This window comes from Caballeronia sp. RCC_10 (genome assembly GCF_041360715.1).
Taxonomy (GTDB): domain Bacteria; phylum Pseudomonadota; class Gammaproteobacteria; order Burkholderiales; family Burkholderiaceae; genus Caballeronia; species Caballeronia grimmiae.
The window spans coordinates 26,700-47,454 of record NZ_JBFUPT010000010.1 but is presented as its reverse complement, the minus strand read 5'-3'; the positions used below and the strand labels follow the sequence as shown (position 1 = coordinate 47,454).

Here is a 20,755-nt window from a genome sequence, read left to right as displayed (position 1 = left end):
TCGATATGACGACTCAAGACATCGCCGTCTCCGGCGAGACGCTCGAACTGCTGCGCCACGTCAGCACCGCGACGCTCACGACGCAACTCTTCAAACGCGGCTTGCGCAACGTATTCCTGCAAGGCATCGCGCCGCTCGTGAAACCGGCCAAGGGCGCGCCGAATCTCGTCGGACCGGCGTTCACGCTGCGCAACATCCCGGCGCGCGAGGATATCGATCACCTCGGCGTGTTTCAGAATCCCGATCATCCGCAGCGCAAGGCCGTCGAAAGCGCGCCGCCTGGCAGCGTGCTCGTGCAGGATTGTCGCGGCGATCGCACGGTGGCATCGACCGGTTCGATTCTGACGACGCGCCTCAAGGTGCGCGGCGTCGCGGGCATGGTGTCGGATGGCTGCGTGCGCGATAGCGGAACCATCGGCGATATCGGCTTGCCGCTCTTCTGCGCGGGCGCGAGCGCGCCGCTGAATCTCGCGAAGCATCACGCGGTGGATATGAACGTGCCGATCGCGTGCGGCGGCGTGGCGGTGTATCCGGGCGATATCGTCGTCGGCGATGTGGATGGCGTCGTCATCGTGCCGCGTCATATGGCCGAGCAGGTGGCGAAGGATGCGGCGGAGCAGGAACGGCTCGAAGAATTCATCGCGATGCGCGTGGAGGCCGGCGCGGCATTGCGCGGCACGTATCCGCCGAACGAGGCGACGCTCGGCGAGTATGCGGAGTGGCGCAAGGGGCGCAAGTAAGCCGGTCCGTACCCGCTGTTCCCGCTCACTTATGCAGCTTGCTGCGCAACGAAGCCACGTCGTTCGTCGTCACGGGGCGTGCGTCATTTCCCCACGACGAACGGACGTAACTGAGCACTTGCGCGATCTGCAAATCCGACAGTCTGCCCGCAAACCCCGGCATGTTCTGGCGCGGCGGTCCATTTTTGGTCGCGGGACTGTTCCCGCCTTCGACGAGCAGTCGAATCAGTGAAGTCGTATCGTCGCTGATGACCGCCTGATTGCCCGCCAGCTTCGGAAACACCTTCGGCACGCCTTCACCCGTGTCCAGATGACACTGCGCGCAGAACGTCGCGTAGACGCCCGCGCCCTGACCCGGCGGCACGTCGGGCGCACGCGTCTTGAGGTGGCCGGGCTTCGCGTTCGATGGATCATACGAGCCGTCCGCCGCACCCGTCGCCGGCAGGCTCTTCAGGTAAGTCGCGATCGCGAGCAGATCGTCGTCGCTAACGTACTGCAGGCTGTCCTCGATCGTCTGCACCATGCTGCCGATAGCCGCCGTCCCGCCGCCCTGTCCGGTCTTGAGCAAGGTCGCGATCTCTTCGCGCGACATCCGCCCGAGTCCCGAGCCGGGATCGCCACGAAGATTCGGCGCGAACCAGTTGTCGTTGACGCCGCCCGATAGATACGTTTTCGACGATTCATCGTAGCCGCGCTCCTGAAGCGCCGGGCCGCGCGGCGAATGACACGCTCCGCAATGCCCGAGTCCCTGCACGAGATACGCGCCGCGATTCCACGTCGCATCGCGATCGGGACGCGGCGTATAGACGTCCTTCGGTGCGAGCGCCGCGCGCCATACGCGAAGCGCCCATCGTTGATTGAATGGGAACGGCACGTCAGTCGGCGGCGGACGGTAATGCACTGGCGGCACGCCATGCATCATGTAGGCGTAGAGCGCGCGCATGTCGTCGTCGGTCATCTTCACGAAGGACGTGTAGGGCATCGCCGGATAAAGCCCCTTGCCGCCCGGCGCGACGCCTTCACGCAGCGCCTTCGCGAAGTCTTCGTAGCTGTACTTGCCGATTCCCGTCTCCGGATCGGGCGTGATGTTGCTGCTGACGATGGTCCCGAACGGCGACGCCATGCCCAGGCCGCCCGCGTACGGCGCGCCTTTGTTCGGCGCGGTATGGCAACCCGCGCAGTCGCCGAGTTTCGCGATGTACGCGCCGCGCGCAACAAGATCTGCCGATGGCGCCGCAAGCGTCACGCTGGCGCTTGTCGCCAGAACGGCGAAGGCGATCGCCTGCCGGCAGAGTCGTGATATCGCGTGCATGTCAGGGCTCCTCGTGCGCCGGCACGGCGGTTCGCACCACGCTCGTCAGGTCGCGGGCCGGCCGTCTCGCCAGCCAGCGTGCGCCGATCAATAACCCGCCGACGAGATAGGCCAGACCGCCCGGCACCCACATCACGAGGCCGCCGAGTTGCTGGTCCTGCAGCGGATCGAAGCCGAGCGCAAGCGTGCCTTCGATGCACGACGGATACCACACGGCCGGCGCGAGCGTCAGCAGCGCGCCGAGCGCGCCGGTATGGACCATCGTCGTAAAGAGCGAGAGCATGGCGTGTGCGCTGTGCGTGCGCGAGCCATCGGCGGCAGCGGGACGGAAGACGGTCCACCAGAAGAGCAGCGCGCTGCCGAGGAAACTCGCATGCTGGAACGTATGCACCCATTCGCTCGCCAGCGCGGCCTCGAAGAAACGCGGCGCGTGCCAGCACCATAGCGCGGCGGCATGCAGGCCCCAGGCGACGGCGGGCAGGGTCAGCCATCGCCACGGCGATCCGATCCACGCACTGCGTGTCGCCATGCTGATGCGCGCCCGCGCGCGCGGCGGAAACGCCCAGATCCACACCGCGAGCGGCCGGCCGATCACGAGCAGCGGCGCGGCCACCAGCATGAAGATTTCGTGTTGCAGCATATGCGCGGAAAACAGCGCTTCGCTGAGCGCATGCAACGGCGAAACCAGCGCGATGACGAGCGCGATCCATCCGGTGACGAACGCGGCAAGGCGCATCGCCCGATCCGCGCGCCCCCGCGATCCGCGATGACGCAATCGCGCATAGCCGGCGATATAAAGCCCGATGCTCAACAAAAGCAACACGACGACCCACGGCTCGAACGTCCAGCCGAAGGTTTGCGCGTCGCTCGGGGCCGGCGTGGCGACATGCGCCGATGCCGGATCGGCGAACAGCCCGGCGGCCGACAGCACGGCGGCGAAAAGAATCAACACGCGGAAAGCAGCCATTGCGGTAGCGAGATAGCGAAGATGGCCAGCGACGAAAGCGCGCCGACGCCCGTTGCGACGGCAGCGAAGAATCCTTGCTGCGACGTCAGGCCGGGCGCCGATGGATCGGCCTGGCGTCGCGCGGATCGCCATCGGCCGAATGCGAGCGCCGTGCAGATCACGCTGACCGCGAGACTCGCCGCACTGACGCCATTGAGCAGGGCCATGCTTTGCAGATGGCACGACGGCTCGACGAGCGCGTAGTTCACGCTCAGGAACCCGAGCAGCAGCGACGGAGCGAAGAGGAGCGCAGGCCATGTAAGCATGATCGTGACCACACTAAAAACGCGACGCCCAGTAGATGACGCCATACATCGGCAGCCAGCTCAGGACGACGAAGTACCAGTAGATCGCATTCTCGCTGACATCGACGAAGCGCTTGCTTTCGAACGGCCCCGTGAACAGGAGCACCGTGAGCACGGCGGTGTCGATGGTGTCGGTAATCAGGTGCGTCGTGTGCAATCCGAGCAGCAGCCACACGACCGATCCATACGCGTTTGCATACCAGCTCACGTTGAGCGTCGCAAATTCAAGGCCGCGCACGACGAGAAACGCGAACGACATCAGCAGGCAGACCGTCATCCATAGCTTCGCCGCGCCGCGATCGCTACGTTCCGCCGCACGCTTCGCGAGCTGATTCGGCAACAGGCTCGCGAGCAGGATCAACGTATTCAGCGTGCCCCAGCGCAGTTCGGGCGCATCGGCGGCCATCGGCCACGCGGGGGCGTGAGTGCGCAGATAGAAGTACATCATGATGCCGATGCCGAACACCGTGCCTTCGATCAGCATCAATCCGCCCGTAGCCCACCACATCAGGCTGCGATGCCCGAATGCGAACGTCGGCAGATCGCGAACATCGAGCAGATATTCCGACGGCCGCGCATCGTCGGGACGCGTATGCGGGCTCTTGAGATCGCCGGTCGCGCTCATGGACGCTGCTCCCGTGCAGCGGCGAATGCGTTGCTCGCACGCTTCGGCCAGAACCACAGGATCATCGCCACGGCGACGGGCAGCGACGCATACACGACCGCCCACGGCGTAAAGATCGACCAGATGAAGAGCACCGTCGTTGCCACCGCGCTGATGAACGGCCAGATCGAAGGCGATGGAAACAGCGGCCGATGGTCCGGCTTCGCATCCAGCACGCTCGTCACGAGCACTTCCCGCGCGTCGGCGGCGAGCCCTCCGACGAAGCGCGGCTGCGCACCCGCTTCCCAGAGCGGATCGCGGCCATGCACGACGGGCACCGCATCGAAGTTATGCGGCGGCGGCGGCGACGGCACGCTCCATTCGAGCGTGCCCGCGCCCCACGGATCGGCGGGCGCCTGTTCTCCGCGCCGCAGCGTCAGCACCACGTTGACGATAAATAGCAGCACGCTGACCGCGATGGTCCACGCGCCGATGGTGGCGGCGAAGTTCATGCCGTCCCACCCCATGCCGGACGGATACGTCCATACGCGGCGCGGCATGCCATGCAAACCGAGCAGATGCATCGGAAAAAAGGTGACGTTGAAGCCGATGAAGAACAGCCAGAACTGCCAGCGTCCGAGCCGCTCCGAGAGCATGCGGCCCGCGAACTTGGGGAACCAGTAGAAGAACGCGCCGAAGAGCGGAAACACCGCCCCGCCGATCAGCACGTAATGCAGATGCGCGACGACGAAGTACGTATCGTGCACTTGCAGGTCGAGCGGCACCGACGCGACCATGACGCCGGTCATCCCGCCGATCACGAGGATGAAGAAGAACGCGAGCACGAACAGCAGCGGCGTGCGCAGATGCAGGCGGCCCGTCCATAGCGTGCCGATCCAGCAGAAGATTTGAAGACCCGAAGGAATCGCGATCATCAGGCTCGCCGCCGTGAAGAAGCTCTTGCCGAGCTCGGGGAGGTTCGTCGCGAACATGTGATGCACCCACAAGCCGAACGCGAGGAACGCGGTGCCGATCAGCGCGAGGACCATCGCGGGATAACCGAACACGGGGCGGCGCGCGAAGGTCGGAATGATCGACGAGATGAAGCCGAGCGGCGGGATGAAGATGAGATAGACCTCGGGATGCCCGAAGAACCAGAAAAGATGCTGCCAGAGCAGCACGTCGCCGCCCTTCGCCGGGTTATAGAAGTGCGTGCCGACGAGACGGTCGAGGATCAGCGCGGTGCTGCACAGCATGATGGATGGCATCGCGAAGATGACCATGAACTGCGTGACGAGCGTCGCCCAGACGAAAAGCGGCATGCGGTTGAGCGACATGCCCGGCGCGCGCATCTTGAAGATCGTCGTGATGAGGACGATGGCTTCGAGCAGACCCGATAGCTCCGTGAAGGTGATCATCTGCGCCCAGATGTCGGAGCCTTTGCCCGGCGAATAGTCGGGGCCCGCGAGCGGGACATAGCTGAACCAACCCGCAGCCGGCGCGCTGTTGAGCGCGAGCGAGCCGAACAACAGTATTCCGCCGAACAGAAATACCCAGTACGCATACGCATTCATGCGCGGAAACGCGATGCTGCGCGCGCCGATCATCAGCGGCACGAGATACGCGGCGACGGCTTGCATTACCGGCACGGCGAACAGGAACATCATCGTGGTGCCGTGCATCGTGAAGAGTTCGTTGTACAGATTGGGACCGATGAGCCGCGCATCGGGCCGCGCAAGCTGCGTCCGCATGACGAGCGAAAGGATGCCCGCCAGCACGAAGAACACGAACGTCGTGACGATGAAGCGCCGCGCGATGGTCTTGTGATTGAGCGCCTTCAATGCGCCGATGAAACCCGGCGGATCGCTCCATGTTTGCGCCAGCGCGCGGCGCACGGACTCGGGCGCGTGCGGGCCATCGACGGGGCGCGAGCCGTTCGCATCGGATGCGCTGTAGCCCAACGGAGATCGGTTGTCGCTCATTTCAGCGTGCCTAGCCAGGTGACGAGAGCCTGAAGGTCGGGCGGGGAAAGCCGCGTCGCCGGCATCATCACGCCGGGCTTGTGCGCGGGCGGATCGGCGATCCACGCGGACAGATTCTTTGCATCGTTGACGAGCGTGCCCGCCGCAATGGTCTGCCTGCTCGCGAGATGCGTGAGGTCGGGACCGAGCGAGCCGTTGGCCGGCGTGCCGCGAACTGCGTGACACCGTGCGCAGTCGTTGTTCAGGAAGACATCGCGTCCCTGGCGGGCGAGCGCGTCGGGCGGCACGGGCGCGGCCTGACGCTGCCGCGCCGCCCACGCTTCGTACTGCGCAGGCGGATCGGCGACGACCGAGAACGCCATCAACGCGTGCTCGTAGCCGCAGAATTCGGCGCATTGCCCGCGATACGCCCCCGCGCGATCCGCACGAAACGCGATGGTCGTCTGCTGGCCGGGAATCATGTCCTTCTTCCCGTGTAAATTAGGTACCCAGAATGTATGAATGACATCGCCCGCGACGAGCGACACTACAACCGGCCTTCCGACCGGTACGTGCAGCTCGTTCGCCAGCGTGAATCCTTCGGCGCCGCCTTCGGGCGCATAGCGCGCCTGCCACCACCATTGATACCCCGTCACTTCGATATGCAGCGCGTTGTCGACCGGCAGCCGCGACAGCGCGCGATCGGTGAGGACGTCGGCCACCAGAAGCCCGACGAGCAGCGCCGCCGAGACGATCGTCCCCGCTATCACGGAGCGGCTGATGCCCCGTTCGGGCCGTTCATTGCCGCTCAGATCAGCCGGCGTCGACTGCGTGCCGCGCGGCGCACGCAGCAACGCGATCATGCAGGCGAGCAGCACCGCCGCAAAGACGATGCAGCAGACCGTGAGCGTCAGATGCCAGAGGTCGAGCACGCGGCTGGCCTGGATGCCCGCTGGACTAAACGCGCTCTGCATGGCTGCCGGATTCATAAAAGCGTTCTCATTATGGTTGTATGTCCAGCCTCACAGGGCGGTTCGACGCGTAAAAGCAATAGACATTCCATGGACGCGCGGCATGTGGAGCGCGGTTTGCTCGGTCCGAATCGCTGCAAGCGCATTGCAAGCGGATCATCAGCAACATGAATGGAGGTCGGACAGCATGGATATCGCCAGACAAGTCGTTTCTTTTCTCAGCTCCCGTGGCTTGATGCTTGCGACGGCGGAGTCGTGCACGGCGGGCTATATCGCATCGCTGGTTTCGTCGGTGCCGGGAAGCGGCAGTTGCCTCGATGTCGGCTTCGTGACTTATTCGCCGACAGGCAAGGCCGGCTTTCTCGGCGTGCGCGAAGAAACCATGAAGCAATACGGCCTGACGAGCGAGGAAGTCGCACGCGAGATGTCGGAAGGCGCGCTGAAACAGGAAGCGTGCTGCGCGGATGTCGCCGTGTCGAACACGGGTGTCGCCGACGAGCCGCCGGGAGACGGGCCGCCGGCCGGCACGCAATGCTTCGCATGGTCATACAAGCTGCGCGACGGGCAAGTCGTGACCTTCAGCGAAACGAAGGTATTCGACGGCGACCGCAACGAGGTTCGTAGCGCCGCGGCGCATTACGCGCTGTCGCGCATCGAGCACTACTACGACCGTCTGCCGCGGCACTGAACCTCGGACACTCAACGAACGCAACCGGAGGCGAGCATGCAGAACAACGACGGCGATATGCAGCAGTGGCAGCGGCAAGTCATCGAGGAACTGGGCGTGCGCGATCACTTCGATGCCGACGCCGAGCTCGAGCGGCGCGTCGCGTTTCTGGCGGACTATCTGAAGTCGAGCGGGCTTCGCACTTACGTGCTCGGCATCAGCGGCGGCGTGGATTCGTCGACGGCGGGGCGGCTCGCGCAATTGAGCGTGGAGCGTTTGCGCGCCGGCGGTTACGAGGCGCATTTCGTCGCGGTGCGGCTGCCCTACGGCACGCAGCGCGACGAGGACGACGCGCAGCTCGCGCTCCAGTTCATCCGTCCCGATGAAAGTTACACGGTCAATGTGAAGGGTCCATCGGACGAGATGCTCGCGGCGCTCAAGCAGGGCGGCGCGCAGTACAGCGACGATTTCCAGGAAGACTTCGTGCTCGGCAACATCAAGGCGCGCGAGCGGATGATCGCGCAATACGCGATAGGGGGCGCGCGGCGCGGCGTCGTCGTCGGCACCGATCACGCGGCTGAATCGCTGATGGGCTTCTTCACGAAGTACGGCGATGGCGGCGCGGACATCCTGCCGCTGTCGGGCCTGACGAAGCGCCGCGTGCGAGCGCTCGCGCGCGCGATGGGCGCCGATGAACGTCTCGTGATGAAGGTGCCGACAGCCGATCTCGAAACGCTCACGCCGCAACGGCCGGACGAGGATAGCTACGGCATCTCATATGAAAACATCGACGACTTCCTGGAAGGCAAGGAAGTCAGCGGCGAAGTGCTCACGACGATTCGCCGGTTCTATACGGCAACGCGTCACAAGCGGGCGCTTCCCGTCGAATTGCCGCGCGGCTGACGCTGGAACGGTGATTGCAAAACGAAAGCCGCACGATGGCTGCAAGCCTGTCTGAACCCAACTCACTTCGCAATGGAGGCAACATGGCATCGAAAACCTTGCAGGACCTCTTCATTCATTCGCTATCGGATGTGTATAGCGCGGAGAAGCAATTGACGAAGGCGCTGCCGAAGCTCGCACGCGCCAGCACCAACGAGCAGTTGAAGCAGGCATTCCAGCAGCATCTGGAAGAGACGAATGGTCAGATCGAACGGATCGACAAGGTCGTCGAGGTAACCGGGTTCAAGCTCAAGCGCATCAAGTGCGTAGCGATGGAAGGGCTGGTCGAGGAAGGCCAGGAGCAGATCGAAGACTTCGAACAAGGCCCGATTCGCGATGCCGCACTGATCGGCGCTGCGCAAAAGGTCGAGCACTACGAGATCGCGACGTACGGCACGCTCGCCACGCTCGCGAAGCAGCTCGGCCAGGAAGAGGCGATGAACCTGCTTCTCGAAACGCTGCAGGAAGAAAAGTCGACCGATGAGAAGCTGACCCAGCTCGCAAAGGCGCAACTTGCCGAAGAAACCAAGGCTGCGGGCTAACGCGCCGATGTCGGATCAGCCGTGAGACGCGCCGCATCGCCGGCGCGTTTTTTTTGGTTTTCGATAGCAGGCCGTTAGAAAGGGAATATCTCTTGCTTTCGCGACTACAAAGCACAACCCACAACGCGCGAGGCATGACATGGCCGACTCCGACAATGGCGCCCGCAAGAGCGAAGCGTATCCCTTTTCATCCGGCGGCTGGGGCTCGCTCAAGGCGGTCGCGACCGTGCTTGCTCAGGAGAAAGTCCCGCTCAAGGATGCGACGGTCCTCCTCAAGCAGAACAAACCGGACGGCTTCGCGTGCGTGAGCTGTTCGTGGGCCAAACCCGCCGATCCCCACGTGTTCGAGTTCTGCGAGAGCGGCGCGAAGGCCACCGCCTGGGATCTGACCGCGAAGCGCATGACGCCGCAGTTCTTCGAACTTCACACGGTCACGCAGCTTTGCGCATGGCATGACCACGACCTGGAAGAAGCCGGACGTCTTACCGCGCCATTGCGCTATGACGCTGCCACCGACAAGTACCTAAGCGTGAGTTGGGAAGAAGCGTTCGAAGACATCGGCCGCGAGCTGCGCGGCTTCGATCCGAACAGCGTCGTGTTCTATGCGTCGGGGCGCGCATCGCTCGAAACGTCCTACATGTTCCAGTTGTTCGCGCGCATGTACGGCACCAACAATCTTCCCGATAGCTCGAACATGTGCCACGAGAGCACGAGCGTCGGACTGAAGGAAGCGATCGGCGTAGGCGTCGGCACCATCACGCTCGACGACTTCGAGAAAACCGATCTGATGTTCTTCATCGGGCAGAACGTCGGCACCAACAGCCCGCGCATGCTGCATCAATTGCAAGACGCACGCAAGCGCGGCGTGCCGATCATCACGTTCAATCCGCTGCGCGAACCGGGCTTGCTGCAGTTCGTGAATCCGCAATCGCCGGTGGAAATGATGACGCCCGCGCATACGGTCATCAGCACGCAATATCATCAGGTGAAGACGGGCGGCGATACGGCGGCGCTGCTCGGCATCTGCAAGACCGTCATTCATGCGGACGATCGCGCGAAAGAGAGCGGCGAGCCGCGCATTCTCGATACAGAATTCATCGAGCAGCATACGGTGGGCTTCGAAGCGTTTGCGGATTATGTCCGCGCTGCATCGTGGGACGATATCGAACGGGTATCGGGCCTTGCGCGCCGCGATCTCGAAGCCGCCGCCGACGAGTACATGCGCGCGAGCGCCGTCATGGCGCATTACGGCATGGGCATGACGCAGCACAGGGAGGGCGTGCAAAACGTGCGGATGCTGTGCAATTTGCTCTTCCTGCGCGGCAACGTGGGCAAGCCGGGCGCGGGGCCGTCGCCGGTGCGGGGGCATTCGAATGTGCAGGGGCAGCGCACGGTCGGCATCACCGAGAAGCCGGAACTTGCGCCGCTCGACAAGCTCGCAAGCCAGTTCGGCTTCGAGCCGCCCCGCGAGAAGGGCATGAATATCGTCGAGGCATTCGAGGCGATGCTCGACGGCAAGGTGAACGCGGTCATCAATCTCGGCGGCAATCTCGTGCGCTCGGTGCCGGACCGCTTGCGCATCGAGCCGGCGTGGCGCGATCTCAAGCTCACCGTGAATATCGCGACCAAGCTCAATCGCAGTCATCTCGTGCACGGCAAGAAGTCGTATATCCTGCCGTGCCTGAGCCGCATCGAGATCGATACACAGGGAAGCGGCCCGCAGGCCGTGTCGATGGAAGACAGCACCGGCTGCATCCACGGCTCGCGCGGTGTCGCGGAGCCCGCGTCGGCCGATGCGCGTTCCGAGCCGTATATCGTCGCGGGACTGGCGAAACAGACGCTCGGCCAACGCTCGACCGTGGACTGGGACGGCTGGGTCGGCGACTATGCGCTCGTGCGCGATGAGATTGCGAAGACCTATCCCGACACCTTCCACGATTTCAACGAGCGCATGTGGACGCCCGGCGGCTTTCCGCGCGATCTGCCCGCACGCGAACGCAAATGGCAGACGAAGAGCGGCAAGGCCGAGTTCCTCGTGCCGGAATCCATCGGCGAAGATCCGGACATGCCCGAGCGCGATGTGCAGGCGTTGCGGCTGATGACGCTTCGCAGCGATAGCCAGTTCAACACGACGATCTACAAGCTGGACGACCGCTTTCGCGGCATCAGCGACGACCGCATGGTGATCTTCATGTGCGAGGCCGACATGCAGGCTCACGGTCTCAGGAAAGATGATCGCGTGACCGTGCAGACCATTGCCGACGACGGCTTCGAACGGCGCGTCGCGGGCCTGCGCATCCAGCCGTATGACATTCCGGTCGGCTGCATCGCCGGTTACTACCCGGAGTGCAACCCGCTTCTGCCGCTATGGCATTACGCGAAGGAGAGCAAGGTGCCGGCGGCCAAGTCGATCCCGGTGCATATCGTCGAAGTGAACGGGACGCCGCGCGCAGCTTGAAGTCACGCGGCGTCGTGCTGTCGAACGCGACGCTTCATGCGTAATGCTTCGTCCGGCGCGGCGCTGCCGGCTTCAGGCAATGCGCGATGGCAAGCGCCCCGAGCGAAACCAGCGCGAGCGATGCGAGGGGGAACGTGCCCATTGTGTTCGCCGCGATCGCCGCGGGCTGCTTCTGTCCGACGAGCTGCATCCTGCGCTTCGTCATGCGGGCCCCGAGCTCGGAGAGCCGCGAAGCCAGCGCGCGCTCGGCGGTAGGCAGCAGCACGGTCTCTTCATCCGCGACGTGATGAATCACTTCGCGCATCAGTTGCATAAAGCGCGCGTCGTAGGCGGCATCGTCGGGACCCATCGCTCGAAGCTTCGCGATGTCTTCCCGCATCTTGTCGTGTTCAGGCTTGCTCTTCGCGAGCGTGTCGTCGCCCGGCAACGCTTCGCCGAGTGCGGGATAGAAGATTTCTTCTTCGAGCTGCGCATGTATTTCAAGCGCAGTGCAGGCGAGTTCGACGATGGCGCGCTTTCTCCACCACGGACTGTCTGCGTGATAGCGATGAAAAGCGGCCATGACGTGCGTGTGATCCATGCGGATCATCGTCGTGATGGAGGGCGAGACAGAGGGCATATCCACGGTGACTCCTTCGCTTGTAGAGGGGGACGTGTCGGTTTTTATGAAGGTCAGGCGCTCTTGGCTTCCTTGAAACGCGGATGCGTGTAGGGCAACAGCGCATCCGGCGCGCGCATGTCGCGCGGCGTTTCGAAGGTGCGCCGCGCTTCGCCGCGCATCGCGCCCGGCGCACGCGGAAAGCCGCTGCGGTTTCGATACATCGACACATAGCGTTGAGTACGCATCTGCGACTCTTCGTCGTCGGGCTTCGATAGTGACAAGGCCGTATGCACGTCGAGCGCCGTGACGCCCACGACATTCACGATCGCCCCGAGCGCATGCGTGCGGCTGTCCTCTCGACTCATGTCGGATGCGGAAGCGAGCGTCGCCAGATCGAGCACATCGCCGCCGACGCGCGCCCACAGGTAAGGCGCGGGGTTGCGCGACATCAGAATGCCGATGCCGCATGCAATCTCACGCAGCCCGTAGAGACGCATGAGCGCGGAATTCGTGCGCACGCCAGCCGCGCGAGCGACGGCGTTCGGAGCAAGCAGCTCTGCAGCGCCGAGCGCGAGGCTGTACCAGCCGAGCCCGCGCGCAATCGACGTTGGTTTGCTGCGCGATTCGCGCTGTGCGGATGGAGACTTTGGAAACGGGAACGGGGCGTCGCTCATGGATTCACCTCTTTGCAGGGAAGGCGGGGGACGTCGACCTTCAAAGCAAGGGGCATTCCGCTTCCTGCTGGGGTATGCCCGAGCGAGGTATGGCCCGTGCCCGGCGCTTGGATCGGCGCGTCGCGCTCAAGGGGGCATGTACGAATGGAAACACAGAGGCAACGGCTCGGCGGCCGGCTTCCAGAACAGGAAGAAGCCGTCGCGTGGCCAAGGAATTCCCCGCGCACGCGAAGCAGCGCGCGGCGACGGCAAAGACGAGTAGCGTGATCCAGAACTTCGCATCGCTCATACGCGGAGACCCGGTCATCCGTATGAACTTCGCGCGTGCCATCGGTGAAGCGCTCGCGAGATCAAGTCGTAAGCGTATTCGCTGAAGGAAATCTTCACGGCGAAGGAGACGGCGCTGGCCGAACGTTTCGTGGCGGCACGATCTATCAGGCGTTCCTGAGCGCGTTTCATTCCCATCGCTGGCACGCGCCGGTCAGCGGGACCATCGTGAAAGCGTACCTGGTCGACGGCACGTATTACTCGGACGCGGAATCGGAGAGCGAAGGCCCCGACGGCCTCAACGACTCGCAAGGCTATATCAGCGCTGTTGCGCCACGCGCGGTCATCGTGATCGATTGCGACGATCCGGCTATCGGTGAAGTCGGGTGTGTGGTCACTCGCATGGCGGAGGTATCGTCATGCATGATCGAGGCGCCGCCGGGGCAACGTGTGCGCAAGGGCGACGAGTTGGGCTACTTCCAGTACGGCGGCTCTTCGATGTGCCTCATCTTCAGGCCCGGCGTGATCGACAGCCTCGTCGTGCAACCGCCGTTCAGCAAAGACGACTCGCCGGTCAAGGTCAACGCGCATCTCGCCACGGCGCGTTGAAAAAAAGGATGCGCCGCGCGTTATCGGGGAAAGCAACGCGCGGCGCGTTTATCAGCGATGTGCAAGACCATGCTCGCGCGCCGGCATGAAAGCCCGAACGAGTGAGTAGATGCCTGCCAGCCCGACCAGAATATAAACAATACGCGCACCCGGCGATCCCGCGCCGAAGATAGCCGCGACGAGATCGAAGTTCAGAAGACCTACAAGACCCCAGTTCAGCGCGCCGATGATGACGAGCGCACCGGCGATCCAGTCGACCGGGCTGCGGCGAACCGCGACGGTACCATTCGAAGAAACAGTTGGCATGACTAAACTCCATATAGACGATTATTGGACAGCCCTTACTTTCGTCGATGCCGCCTCGGTGGAGGCGGCATCGACTTTCAAACGACTGCTTTAGCTTGCCTGACCCGAGCCGAGATCGGCGCCCGTGGTCGGATCCGACGTCGGATCGGAAGCGGTGCGGGTGGCGAGAGCCTGCAGCGCTTCGACTTCGGTTTGCGTCACCTGCACGCTCGCGGTGCCGTCGCCGCCATCGACAGCCGGCTGCGGATCCGCGACGAACTCCCAGTCGCCGCCCTCGTTCCACGGGCCGCGCATGTCTTCACCCTTCGACATGTTGAAGTACACACTCGTGAACTCCGGCTTGCCCGGCAGCTTGCCTTGCGGGAAGTTCGGCTGAATCGAATGCAGCGCCTTCTCGAACGACTTCTGATGCGCGATTTCACGCGTCATCAGGAAGCCGAGCGCGTCCTTGATGCCGGGATCGTCGGTGACGTTGATGAGACGCTCGTAGACGATCTTCGCGCGCGATTCGGCCGCGATGTTCGAGCGCAGGTCGGCGGTCGGATCACCGATGGTATCGATGTATGCAGCCGTCCACGGCACGCCGGCCGAGTTCGTCAGCGGTGCGCCCGCGCCATACAGGATGGACGTGGTATGCGAATCGTTGCCGTTGTTCGTGATGGTGCGATACAGCTCCGCCTCTTCCTCGACGGCCTCCGCCAGCGTGCCCTTCGCACCCTTATTCAGCATCGCGACGATGCTGCCGATGACTTCCAGGTGGCTCAGTTCTTCGGTGGCGATATCGAACAGCAAATCCTTGCGGCCTGCGTCGTCTTCGGTGACTGCTTGCGTGAAGTAACGCATTGCAGCGGCCAGTTCACCCTGCGGACCCCCGAACTGTTCCAGCATCAGATTGGCAAGACCAGGGTTCGGCGCAGCCACGCGGACGGTGTATTGCAGGCGTTTGTTATGTACGAACATATCAACGGCTCCTTGTTTTTAGGGACGAACGCTTCCCTGCGGCGGTTAGGCGCGCAATGGGGCTTATATCAATCTCTTGGGTCTCGCAGCGGCGCGCGCAACGCGAATGCGTCGCGCACGCCCTGGGTGCCGCGAGTCTCAGCGCATTGCAACTCGCGCTGGCGTGATGCGGCTGACAAACGCCGCGTGGTGAACTGAGCCTGCCCGGCTTCTGCCTCGGAGCGTTGGACGGGCAGGCGTTCTCTTACAGCAACGCACGTGCCAACGCGCCTTTATTTCTTCGCTTCCTGACCAGCGGCAGACCTATCGAGATACTGCGTGGTGATCAGCGGGATATGCTCCAGCAGCCACTGTGCCATCGCCTGCTCCTGCGGCAGGATGCGTTCGCAGGCTGCCTTCGTTTGCGCATCGCCGCAGCGTTCGGCGGCCGCGATGAGCGACGTGTACGAAGCGATCTCCAGGTTTTCGAACACGTAACTCATGTTCGCGCCCTTCACGACTTCGTCGGTCTGCGTCATGCCGCCGGCTGCCTGGCCGAACGCCATCATCTTCGCAGTCAGATCCTTGACGATGGATGTCGAGCCGCCGAGACGTTCGATACATTCCGCAACGATCTTCTGCTGGCCGAGCGTTTCTTCCAGATGCTGATCGATGCGCGCCTTGAGTTCGGGATAGTGTTCCAGGCGGCCGGACTGCGCGCGGAGCATCTGCTCCGCTTGCTGCTCCATCGCGTGAGCGTCGCGCAGCCAGTCGAGAAGGTGTTCAGCGGGGTCGGTCATGATGTGCTCCTGACGAGTGATGGGGCGCGACAAGACGCGCGTAGTTCTTATTTCGCAATCTTTGTGCCGCGAGCGCTGGCAGGAAACGTCGCATTCCGTACTAAATGCGGAATGGTGTTTGCTCGCAGTGAGCAAATCAAGGAGGGGCGAAAATGAAATCGGATAGCGCATTGATGCGCGCCATCTGCTCGGGCGGAATGGCTGGCATTACATCGGCGGTTGCGGCGGCAGCGGGCGCGTCGGCGTCGGGTCGTCGTCCGTATGCGGCGATCAACGCGGTCGCGCACTGTCTATGGCCCGATACGGCGCCACGCGAAGAGGGCCTGAGTGCGAAATACACGGCGACCGGCGCAGGCATACATCTGGGCAGCGCGGTGTTCTGGGGCGTGCTGTTCGAAGCGCTTTGCGGGCGGCGTCCGCGTGTCGACAAGGTCATCGCCGCCGCCGCGACGACAGCGGCAGTGGCCTATGTCGTCGATTACCACGTCGTGCCGCAGCGCCTCACGCCGGGCTTCGAGGCGCATCTCTCGGAACGATCGCTCGCAATGACTTATCTCGCGCTGGCAGCGGGCTTCGCGGTCGCCGGGCTGCTGCGCACGGAAACGTCGCGTTAGAGGCTCACGCGGACAGCGGGGTGCACGGCGCGTCGCCGAGTTGCCCCGGCCCGCGCCGGCGAGCGGATATCCATGCTTCCAGCCTCTCGATGTCTTCGTTGCTCGCTTCGAGTCCCAGTTTTGTGCGACGCCACAGGATATCGTCCGCGTTCAGCGCCCATTCGTGCTCGACGAGATAGCGCGCCTCTGCTTCGTAAAGCCCCGGCGTCAGCGGCGCGCCCAGCGCGGGCATCGACTCGATGCCCGCGAGCATGACATCGACGCGCGTGCCGTACGCGCGCGCATAGCGTTGCGCCAGTTCGGGCGGCAAGAACGGATACCGCTCGCCGAGACCGCGCACGAACTGCGAGAAGTCGGCATGAAGCATCTCGCCGCCGGGAAGCGGCGCGGCATGCGTCCATGCGGGTGCGGTGATCGAAAGCGGTCCGGCGAGTCGCTCGACCGCTTCCTCCGCGAGCCGCCGATACGTGGTGATCTTGCCGCCGAATATGGTGAGCAGCGGCGCTTGGGCCGTGTCGAGTTGAAGCTCGTAATCGCGCGTGGCCGATGCCGCATCGTCCGCACCGTCCGCCAGCAAGGGCCGCACGCCCGCGTAGGACCACACCACGTCGCTCGCTGAAACGGGCTTCCGAAAATAGCGGTTCACCGCCGCGCAAAGATAATCGATTTCCTCTGGCGCGATGCGCACGTCCGCGAGCGGCCCTTTGTAATCGACATCCGTCGTGCCGATGAGCGTGTAATCACGTTGCCACGGAATCGCGAAGATGATGCGGCGGTCGTCGTTCTGAAGGATGTACGCGTGATCGTGATCGAACAGCTTGCGCGTGACGATATGGCTTCCCTTCACCAGCCGCATCGCACGCGTGCTTGTTTCTCCGGCGGAAAGCGCGTTGACCCACGGGCCCGCGGCATTGACGAGCGCGCGGGCGCTGACTTCGCGCTGATGCCCGGCCGCATCGGCGATCAGCACGCGCCATTCGTTCTCGCCGCGCGACGCCGAAACGAAGCGCGTGCGCGTCGCAATCTGCGCACCGCGTTCGTGCGCGCCGAGCGCGTTGAGCACGACGAGGCGCGCGTCGTCGACGGCGGCATCGGAATAGATAAAGCCGCGCCTGATGGAGTCGACGAGCGGCGCGCCCGCGACATGCGTTCGCAGATTCACGCTGCGCGAGCCTTCGAGCACGGCGCGGCGGCTCAAGTGATCATAGAGAAAGAGGCCCGCGCGGATCATCCACGCGGGGCGCAGCGCGGGTACGTGCGGCATGACGAACCGCAGCGGCGCGATCAAATGAGGCGCGACGGACAGCAGCACTTCGCGCTCCTGAAGCGCCTTCCTGACGAGGCCGAACTCGCCGTATTCCAGATACCGCAGCCCGCCGTGAATGAGCTTGGTGCTCGCGGATGACGTGTGCTGCGCGAGATCGTGCTGCTCGACGAGCATCACGCGCACGCCGCGCCCCGACAGGTCCCGCGCGATGCCCGCCCCGTTGATCCCGCCGCCCACCACGAGAACGTCGCAATCGACGCGTGCCTCGCGCTCAGCCATGCTTTCCCCCGTATTCGCCGTCGTTACTGCGTTATAGGTCCGACTGCACGTTTTTGCAACGCGTCTGCAATTTCGTGCAATCGTCACTATATAGCGGTTCGGCGACGTGATGTAATGACGTATCGATGCGACTTCAGAGCGCCGCCCATGCCCAACCCTGTCTTCAAGGACGAAGCCAGCCAGTTCGCCGCCGCCGTGCAGGTTGCGAAGATGTACTACTACCAGAACATGACGACCGATGCGATCGCGCAGGACATGAAACTGTCGCGCTCGAAGGTGTCGCGGCTACTCGGCGTCGCCCATGCGAACGGGCTGGTGGAAATCCGCATCAACGATCCGAGCGAGCGGCCAAAAAGCGTCGAACTCGAACTTACGCAGCGGTTCCGGCTCGTGGCGGCGCGCGTGGTGCCGGTGCCCGAAGCGGCCGGCGAAGCGGAATGGCTGCGCCGCGTGGCGATGTTCACCGCGAGCTATCTGAACACCGTGGTTGACTCCAACATGGTCGTGGGCGTGGCATGGGGCACGACGATGGCGGCGGTATCGGACCATCTGATTCCGAAATCCACCGCGAACGTGGACATCGTGCAATTGAACGGCGCGGGCAATGCTCGAGGCGTGACGAGCACGTTCAGCAGCAATCTCATCATGCGCTTCGCGGTCAACTTCGACGCGCGGCCGCATCCATTCCACGTGCCTGCTTTTTTCGACTACGCCGAAACGAGGCGTGCGTTGTGGCGCGAGCGCAGCGTGCGGCAAATCCTCGATCTGCAAAGCCGTGCCGACATCATGCTGTGCAGCGTCGGCGTGATGTCGTCGCACATGACGAGCCATGTCTATAGTGGCGGCTTTCTGGAGAACAGCGAACTGGAATCGCTGCGCAAGGACGAGGTCGTTGGCGATATCGCCACCGTTTTTTTTCGCGCGGACGGGACGTATCGGGATATTTCCCTCAATCGCCGGGCGAGCGGGCCGGACCTGGGCCTTTTGCGGCGCGCGAAACATACGCTGTGCGTGGTGTCGGGGCGGCGCAAGGTGGAAGGCTTGCGCGGCGCGCTGCGAGGCGGCTTCATCAAGGAGCTGATCATCGACGAGCCGACGGCGCGTGCGTTGCTAGAGAAGTAGCCGCTTGCCGCGATCCATCGCCTTTGCACATCGTTGCAAAACGGACATGCCGATGTGCAATGCTTCGCGGCTTCCCGACTGTCCGAAGCGGCGCGGCACGGCGCTCGCTAGAGGATGCTCGATGACAAACGCCGCATCGGCATGACTTGCATAAACGATGAGAGAACGGGCCACCATCATTTGCCACCGCGACGGGAAAATATTGCTCGTCGGACGCAAGCGTTCGCGCTGGGCGCTGCCCGGCGGAACGATACGCAGGAAAGAGTCGCCCGAGGACGCGGCGCGCCGCGAACTGGAGGAAGAGACCGGCCTCGTCGTGAGCGAGTTGAAGTATCTGTTCCTCTTCGGCGGCGTGAACAAGCATCATCACGTGTTCAGCGCGGACATCGCGCTGGATGCAAGGCCGGAGCCGCGCAATGAGATCGCGCGGTGCGAATGGTTCAGCGCCGTGCAAATCGCGACGCTGATCACCAGCGTGCCGACGCGGGAAATCGTCGCGCTGACGAAAAGCCGGGCACCGGCTGCCGCGCATGTCGAAATAACGTGGGGCGCCATCGACGCGATCGCATGAAGTACTGAACAAACTGGGGGCCGAGGAACGGGGGATGCTTGACCACTGTCAAGCCCCCTACCTCGGAACCGCCATGCGAACCAGACTCAAGCCCCTGCGTGAACAGACCATCGTCCTTACCGGCGCGACGAGCGGCATCGGACTCGCCACCGCGCGCCGCGCAGCGAAGGCCGGCGCGCGGCTCATGCTGATTTCGCGCGACGAGGCCGCGCTGAAATCGCTTGCGGAAGAATTGTCGAACGACGGCGGCCCGGACGTCGCGTACACGGCAGCGGACGTCGGCGACGAAAGCCAGTTGCAGGCGGCCGCCGACGCCACCATCGAGCGCTTCGGCGGCTTCGACACCTGGATCAACAACGCGGGTGTCTCGATCTACGGGCGCTGCGTGGACGTCACGCTCGAAGATCAGCGCAAGCTGTTCGACACGAACTACTGGGGCGTCGTGAACGGATCGCGCATTGCCGTGAAGCATCTGCGCGAACGCGGCGGCGCGCTCATCAATCTCGGCAGTGAACTGTCGGATGTCGCCGTGCCGTTGCAAGGCCCCTATGTCGCGTCGAAGCATGCGGTCAAGGGCTTCACCGATTCACTGCGCATCGAGCTGAAGGATGACGGCGCGCCCGTCTCGGTGACGCTGATCAAGCCAGCAGCCATCGACACGATGTTCGTCGAGCATGCGAAGAACTACCTCGAGCAAGAGCCGAAGCTGCCGCCGCCGGTGTATGCGCCGGACATCGTCGCGAAGGCGATTCTGCACGCAGCCACGCGTCCGGAACGCGATATCTATGTCGGCGGCGCGTCGCGCATGATGGTCGGCTTCGGGCAGCGCGCCCCGCGTCTTTACGATGCGATCGCGAGCAAGCTCGGCATCAAGAGCCAACTGAAGGACGAACCGCGCAGCAGCGGCGATGCGCTCTACGCAGGCTCCGGCACGCTGCGGGAACGCTCGGGCCGCAACGGCCGCGTGCGCGAAACGAGCATCTATACCAGCGCGCGCTTGCAACCCGCCGGCGCTCGCGCGGCACTGACGGGCGTCGCTGCGGTAATGCTCGTGATGGCCGCGCGGCGTTTTGTGCGGCTCTCGCGCGACGCCTATTGATCGAACGGCTTTCATCCAATCAGGATCCGCCATGCACCGACTGAACCGCTGTCTCGCCGCAATGAGCCTCGCCATGCTGACGCAGGCGAGTGTCGCCCA

The 20,755-nt window shown here is 63.8% G+C and carries 21 protein-coding genes and 1 pseudogene; 10 read left to right on the top strand and 12 right to left on the bottom strand.

Translation table 11 applies throughout. The features are described from left to right. Positions 1 to 5: 5 nt before the first annotated feature. The gene (locus AB6804_RS18500; protein WP_370887668.1) at positions 6 to 740 is read left to right on the top strand and encodes a ribonuclease activity regulator RraA; all 735 of its coding nucleotides are present in this window, start codon (positions 6 to 8) and stop codon (positions 738 to 740) included. 25 nt (positions 741 to 765) lie between these two features. Here the strand turns inward: AB6804_RS18500 and AB6804_RS18495 are convergent, their stop codons facing one another. From AB6804_RS18495 to coxB, 6 genes are read right to left on the bottom strand one after another with little or no spacing between them, the layout of a single operon-like run. Further along, a complete protein-coding gene (locus AB6804_RS18495) occupies positions 766 to 2,052 on the bottom strand; it encodes a cytochrome c (RefSeq protein ID WP_370887667.1) in 1,287 nt (428 codons plus the stop codon). Position 2,053: 1 nt separating this feature from the next. Beyond that, positions 2,054 to 3,019 (bottom strand): cytochrome c oxidase assembly protein, encoded by a 966-nt coding sequence (locus AB6804_RS18490; protein ID WP_370887666.1) that lies wholly within the window; start codon positions 3,017 to 3,019, stop codon positions 2,054 to 2,056. Further along, entirely contained in the window at positions 2,998 to 3,324 is a 327-nt protein-coding gene (locus tag AB6804_RS18485) for a hypothetical protein (RefSeq protein ID WP_370887665.1), read from the bottom strand. The genes AB6804_RS18490 and AB6804_RS18485 overlap by 22 nt, the downstream gene beginning before the upstream one ends. Positions 3,325 to 3,337: 13 nt before the next feature. Continuing rightward, positions 3,338 to 3,988, bottom strand: coding sequence for a cytochrome c oxidase subunit 3 (locus AB6804_RS18480; RefSeq protein ID WP_244796613.1), 651 nt, complete (start codon positions 3,986 to 3,988; stop codon positions 3,338 to 3,340). Next, the gene (gene ctaD, locus AB6804_RS18475; RefSeq protein WP_370887664.1) at positions 3,985 to 5,949 is read right to left on the bottom strand and encodes a cytochrome c oxidase subunit I; all 1,965 of its coding nucleotides are present in this window, start codon (positions 5,947 to 5,949) and stop codon (positions 3,985 to 3,987) included. The genes AB6804_RS18480 and ctaD overlap by 4 nt, the downstream gene beginning before the upstream one ends. Next, positions 5,946 to 6,917 (bottom strand): cytochrome c oxidase subunit II, encoded by a 972-nt coding sequence (gene coxB / locus AB6804_RS18470; RefSeq protein ID WP_370887663.1) that lies wholly within the window; start codon positions 6,915 to 6,917, stop codon positions 5,946 to 5,948. The genes ctaD and coxB overlap by 4 nt, the downstream gene beginning before the upstream one ends. A gap of 169 nt (positions 6,918 to 7,086) precedes the next feature. On the opposite strand from coxB, the gene AB6804_RS18465 reads away from it, so the two are divergent. From AB6804_RS18465 to AB6804_RS18450, 4 genes are all read left to right on the top strand, one after another. Beyond that, positions 7,087 to 7,587, top strand: coding sequence for a CinA family protein (locus AB6804_RS18465; RefSeq protein ID WP_035968810.1), 501 nt, complete (start codon positions 7,087 to 7,089; stop codon positions 7,585 to 7,587). A 36-nt stretch (positions 7,588 to 7,623) separates the two neighbouring features. Continuing rightward, positions 7,624 to 8,469 carry an ammonia-dependent NAD(+) synthetase gene (gene nadE / locus AB6804_RS18460; RefSeq protein WP_370887662.1) on the top strand — a complete coding sequence of 282 codons (846 nt, stop codon included), beginning with the start codon at positions 7,624 to 7,626 and terminating at the stop codon, positions 8,467 to 8,469. Positions 8,470 to 8,552: 83 nt separating this feature from the next. Then, positions 8,553 to 9,050: a ferritin-like domain-containing protein gene (locus AB6804_RS18455; protein WP_244796616.1), complete on the top strand. Its 498-nt coding sequence runs from the start codon at positions 8,553 to 8,555 to the stop codon at positions 9,048 to 9,050. Positions 9,051 to 9,189: 139 nt separating this feature from the next. After that, positions 9,190 to 11,508: an FdhF/YdeP family oxidoreductase gene (locus tag AB6804_RS18450; protein ID WP_370887661.1), complete on the top strand. Its 2,319-nt coding sequence runs from the start codon at positions 9,190 to 9,192 to the stop codon at positions 11,506 to 11,508. Positions 11,509 to 11,542: 34 nt separating this feature from the next. On the opposite strand, the gene AB6804_RS18445 is transcribed toward AB6804_RS18450, so the two are convergent. Then, the gene (locus AB6804_RS18445) at positions 11,543 to 12,127 is read right to left on the bottom strand and encodes a hemerythrin domain-containing protein (RefSeq protein WP_035968785.1); all 585 of its coding nucleotides are present in this window, start codon (positions 12,125 to 12,127) and stop codon (positions 11,543 to 11,545) included. A gap of 53 nt (positions 12,128 to 12,180) precedes the next feature. Continuing rightward, on the bottom strand, positions 12,181 to 12,783 hold the full coding sequence (locus AB6804_RS18440; RefSeq protein ID WP_370887660.1) for a hypothetical protein: 603 nt from the start codon (positions 12,781 to 12,783) through the stop codon (positions 12,181 to 12,183). A gap of 364 nt (positions 12,784 to 13,147) precedes the next feature. Between AB6804_RS18440 and AB6804_RS18435 the strand changes: the two are divergent. Next, positions 13,148 to 13,659 (top strand): annotated as a pseudogene (locus tag AB6804_RS18435) (phosphatidylserine decarboxylase); the annotation flags it as partial. Between the two features lie 51 nt (positions 13,660 to 13,710). Here the strand turns inward: AB6804_RS18435 and AB6804_RS18430 are convergent. From AB6804_RS18430 to AB6804_RS18420, 3 genes are all read right to left on the bottom strand, one after another. Then, complete coding sequence (locus tag AB6804_RS18430; protein ID WP_035968788.1) at positions 13,711 to 13,965, bottom strand: DUF378 domain-containing protein; 255 nt, start codon at positions 13,963 to 13,965, stop codon at positions 13,711 to 13,713. 90 nt (positions 13,966 to 14,055) lie between these two features. Then, positions 14,056 to 14,925, bottom strand: coding sequence for a manganese catalase family protein (locus tag AB6804_RS18425; protein ID WP_188885344.1), 870 nt, complete (start codon positions 14,923 to 14,925; stop codon positions 14,056 to 14,058). A 272-nt stretch (positions 14,926 to 15,197) separates the two neighbouring features. Beyond that, a complete protein-coding gene (locus tag AB6804_RS18420) occupies positions 15,198 to 15,704 on the bottom strand; it encodes a ferritin-like domain-containing protein (protein ID WP_035970036.1) in 507 nt (168 codons plus the stop codon). Positions 15,705 to 15,856: 152 nt separating this feature from the next. On the opposite strand from AB6804_RS18420, the gene AB6804_RS18415 reads away from it, so the two are divergent. Beyond that, entirely contained in the window at positions 15,857 to 16,318 is a 462-nt protein-coding gene (locus AB6804_RS18415) for a hypothetical protein (RefSeq protein ID WP_370887659.1), read from the top strand. A gap of 4 nt (positions 16,319 to 16,322) precedes the next feature. On the opposite strand, the gene glpD is transcribed toward AB6804_RS18415, so the two are convergent. After that, entirely contained in the window at positions 16,323 to 17,864 is a 1,542-nt protein-coding gene (glpD, locus tag AB6804_RS18410; RefSeq protein ID WP_370887658.1) for a glycerol-3-phosphate dehydrogenase, read from the bottom strand. A 147-nt stretch (positions 17,865 to 18,011) separates the two neighbouring features. Between glpD and AB6804_RS18405 the strand changes: the two genes are divergently transcribed. The 3 genes from AB6804_RS18405 to AB6804_RS18395 all read left to right on the top strand — a co-directional run bounded on the left by AB6804_RS18405 (position 18,012) and on the right by AB6804_RS18395 (position 20,656). Beyond that, positions 18,012 to 18,986 (top strand): sugar-binding transcriptional regulator, encoded by a 975-nt coding sequence (locus AB6804_RS18405; protein ID WP_370887657.1) that lies wholly within the window; start codon positions 18,012 to 18,014, stop codon positions 18,984 to 18,986. A gap of 157 nt (positions 18,987 to 19,143) precedes the next feature. Further along, positions 19,144 to 19,557: an NUDIX hydrolase gene (locus AB6804_RS18400; protein WP_370887656.1), complete on the top strand. Its 414-nt coding sequence runs from the start codon at positions 19,144 to 19,146 to the stop codon at positions 19,555 to 19,557. Between the two features lie 73 nt (positions 19,558 to 19,630). Next, entirely contained in the window at positions 19,631 to 20,656 is a 1,026-nt protein-coding gene (locus tag AB6804_RS18395) for an SDR family oxidoreductase (protein ID WP_370887655.1), read from the top strand. Positions 20,657 to 20,755 lie beyond the last annotated feature (99 nt).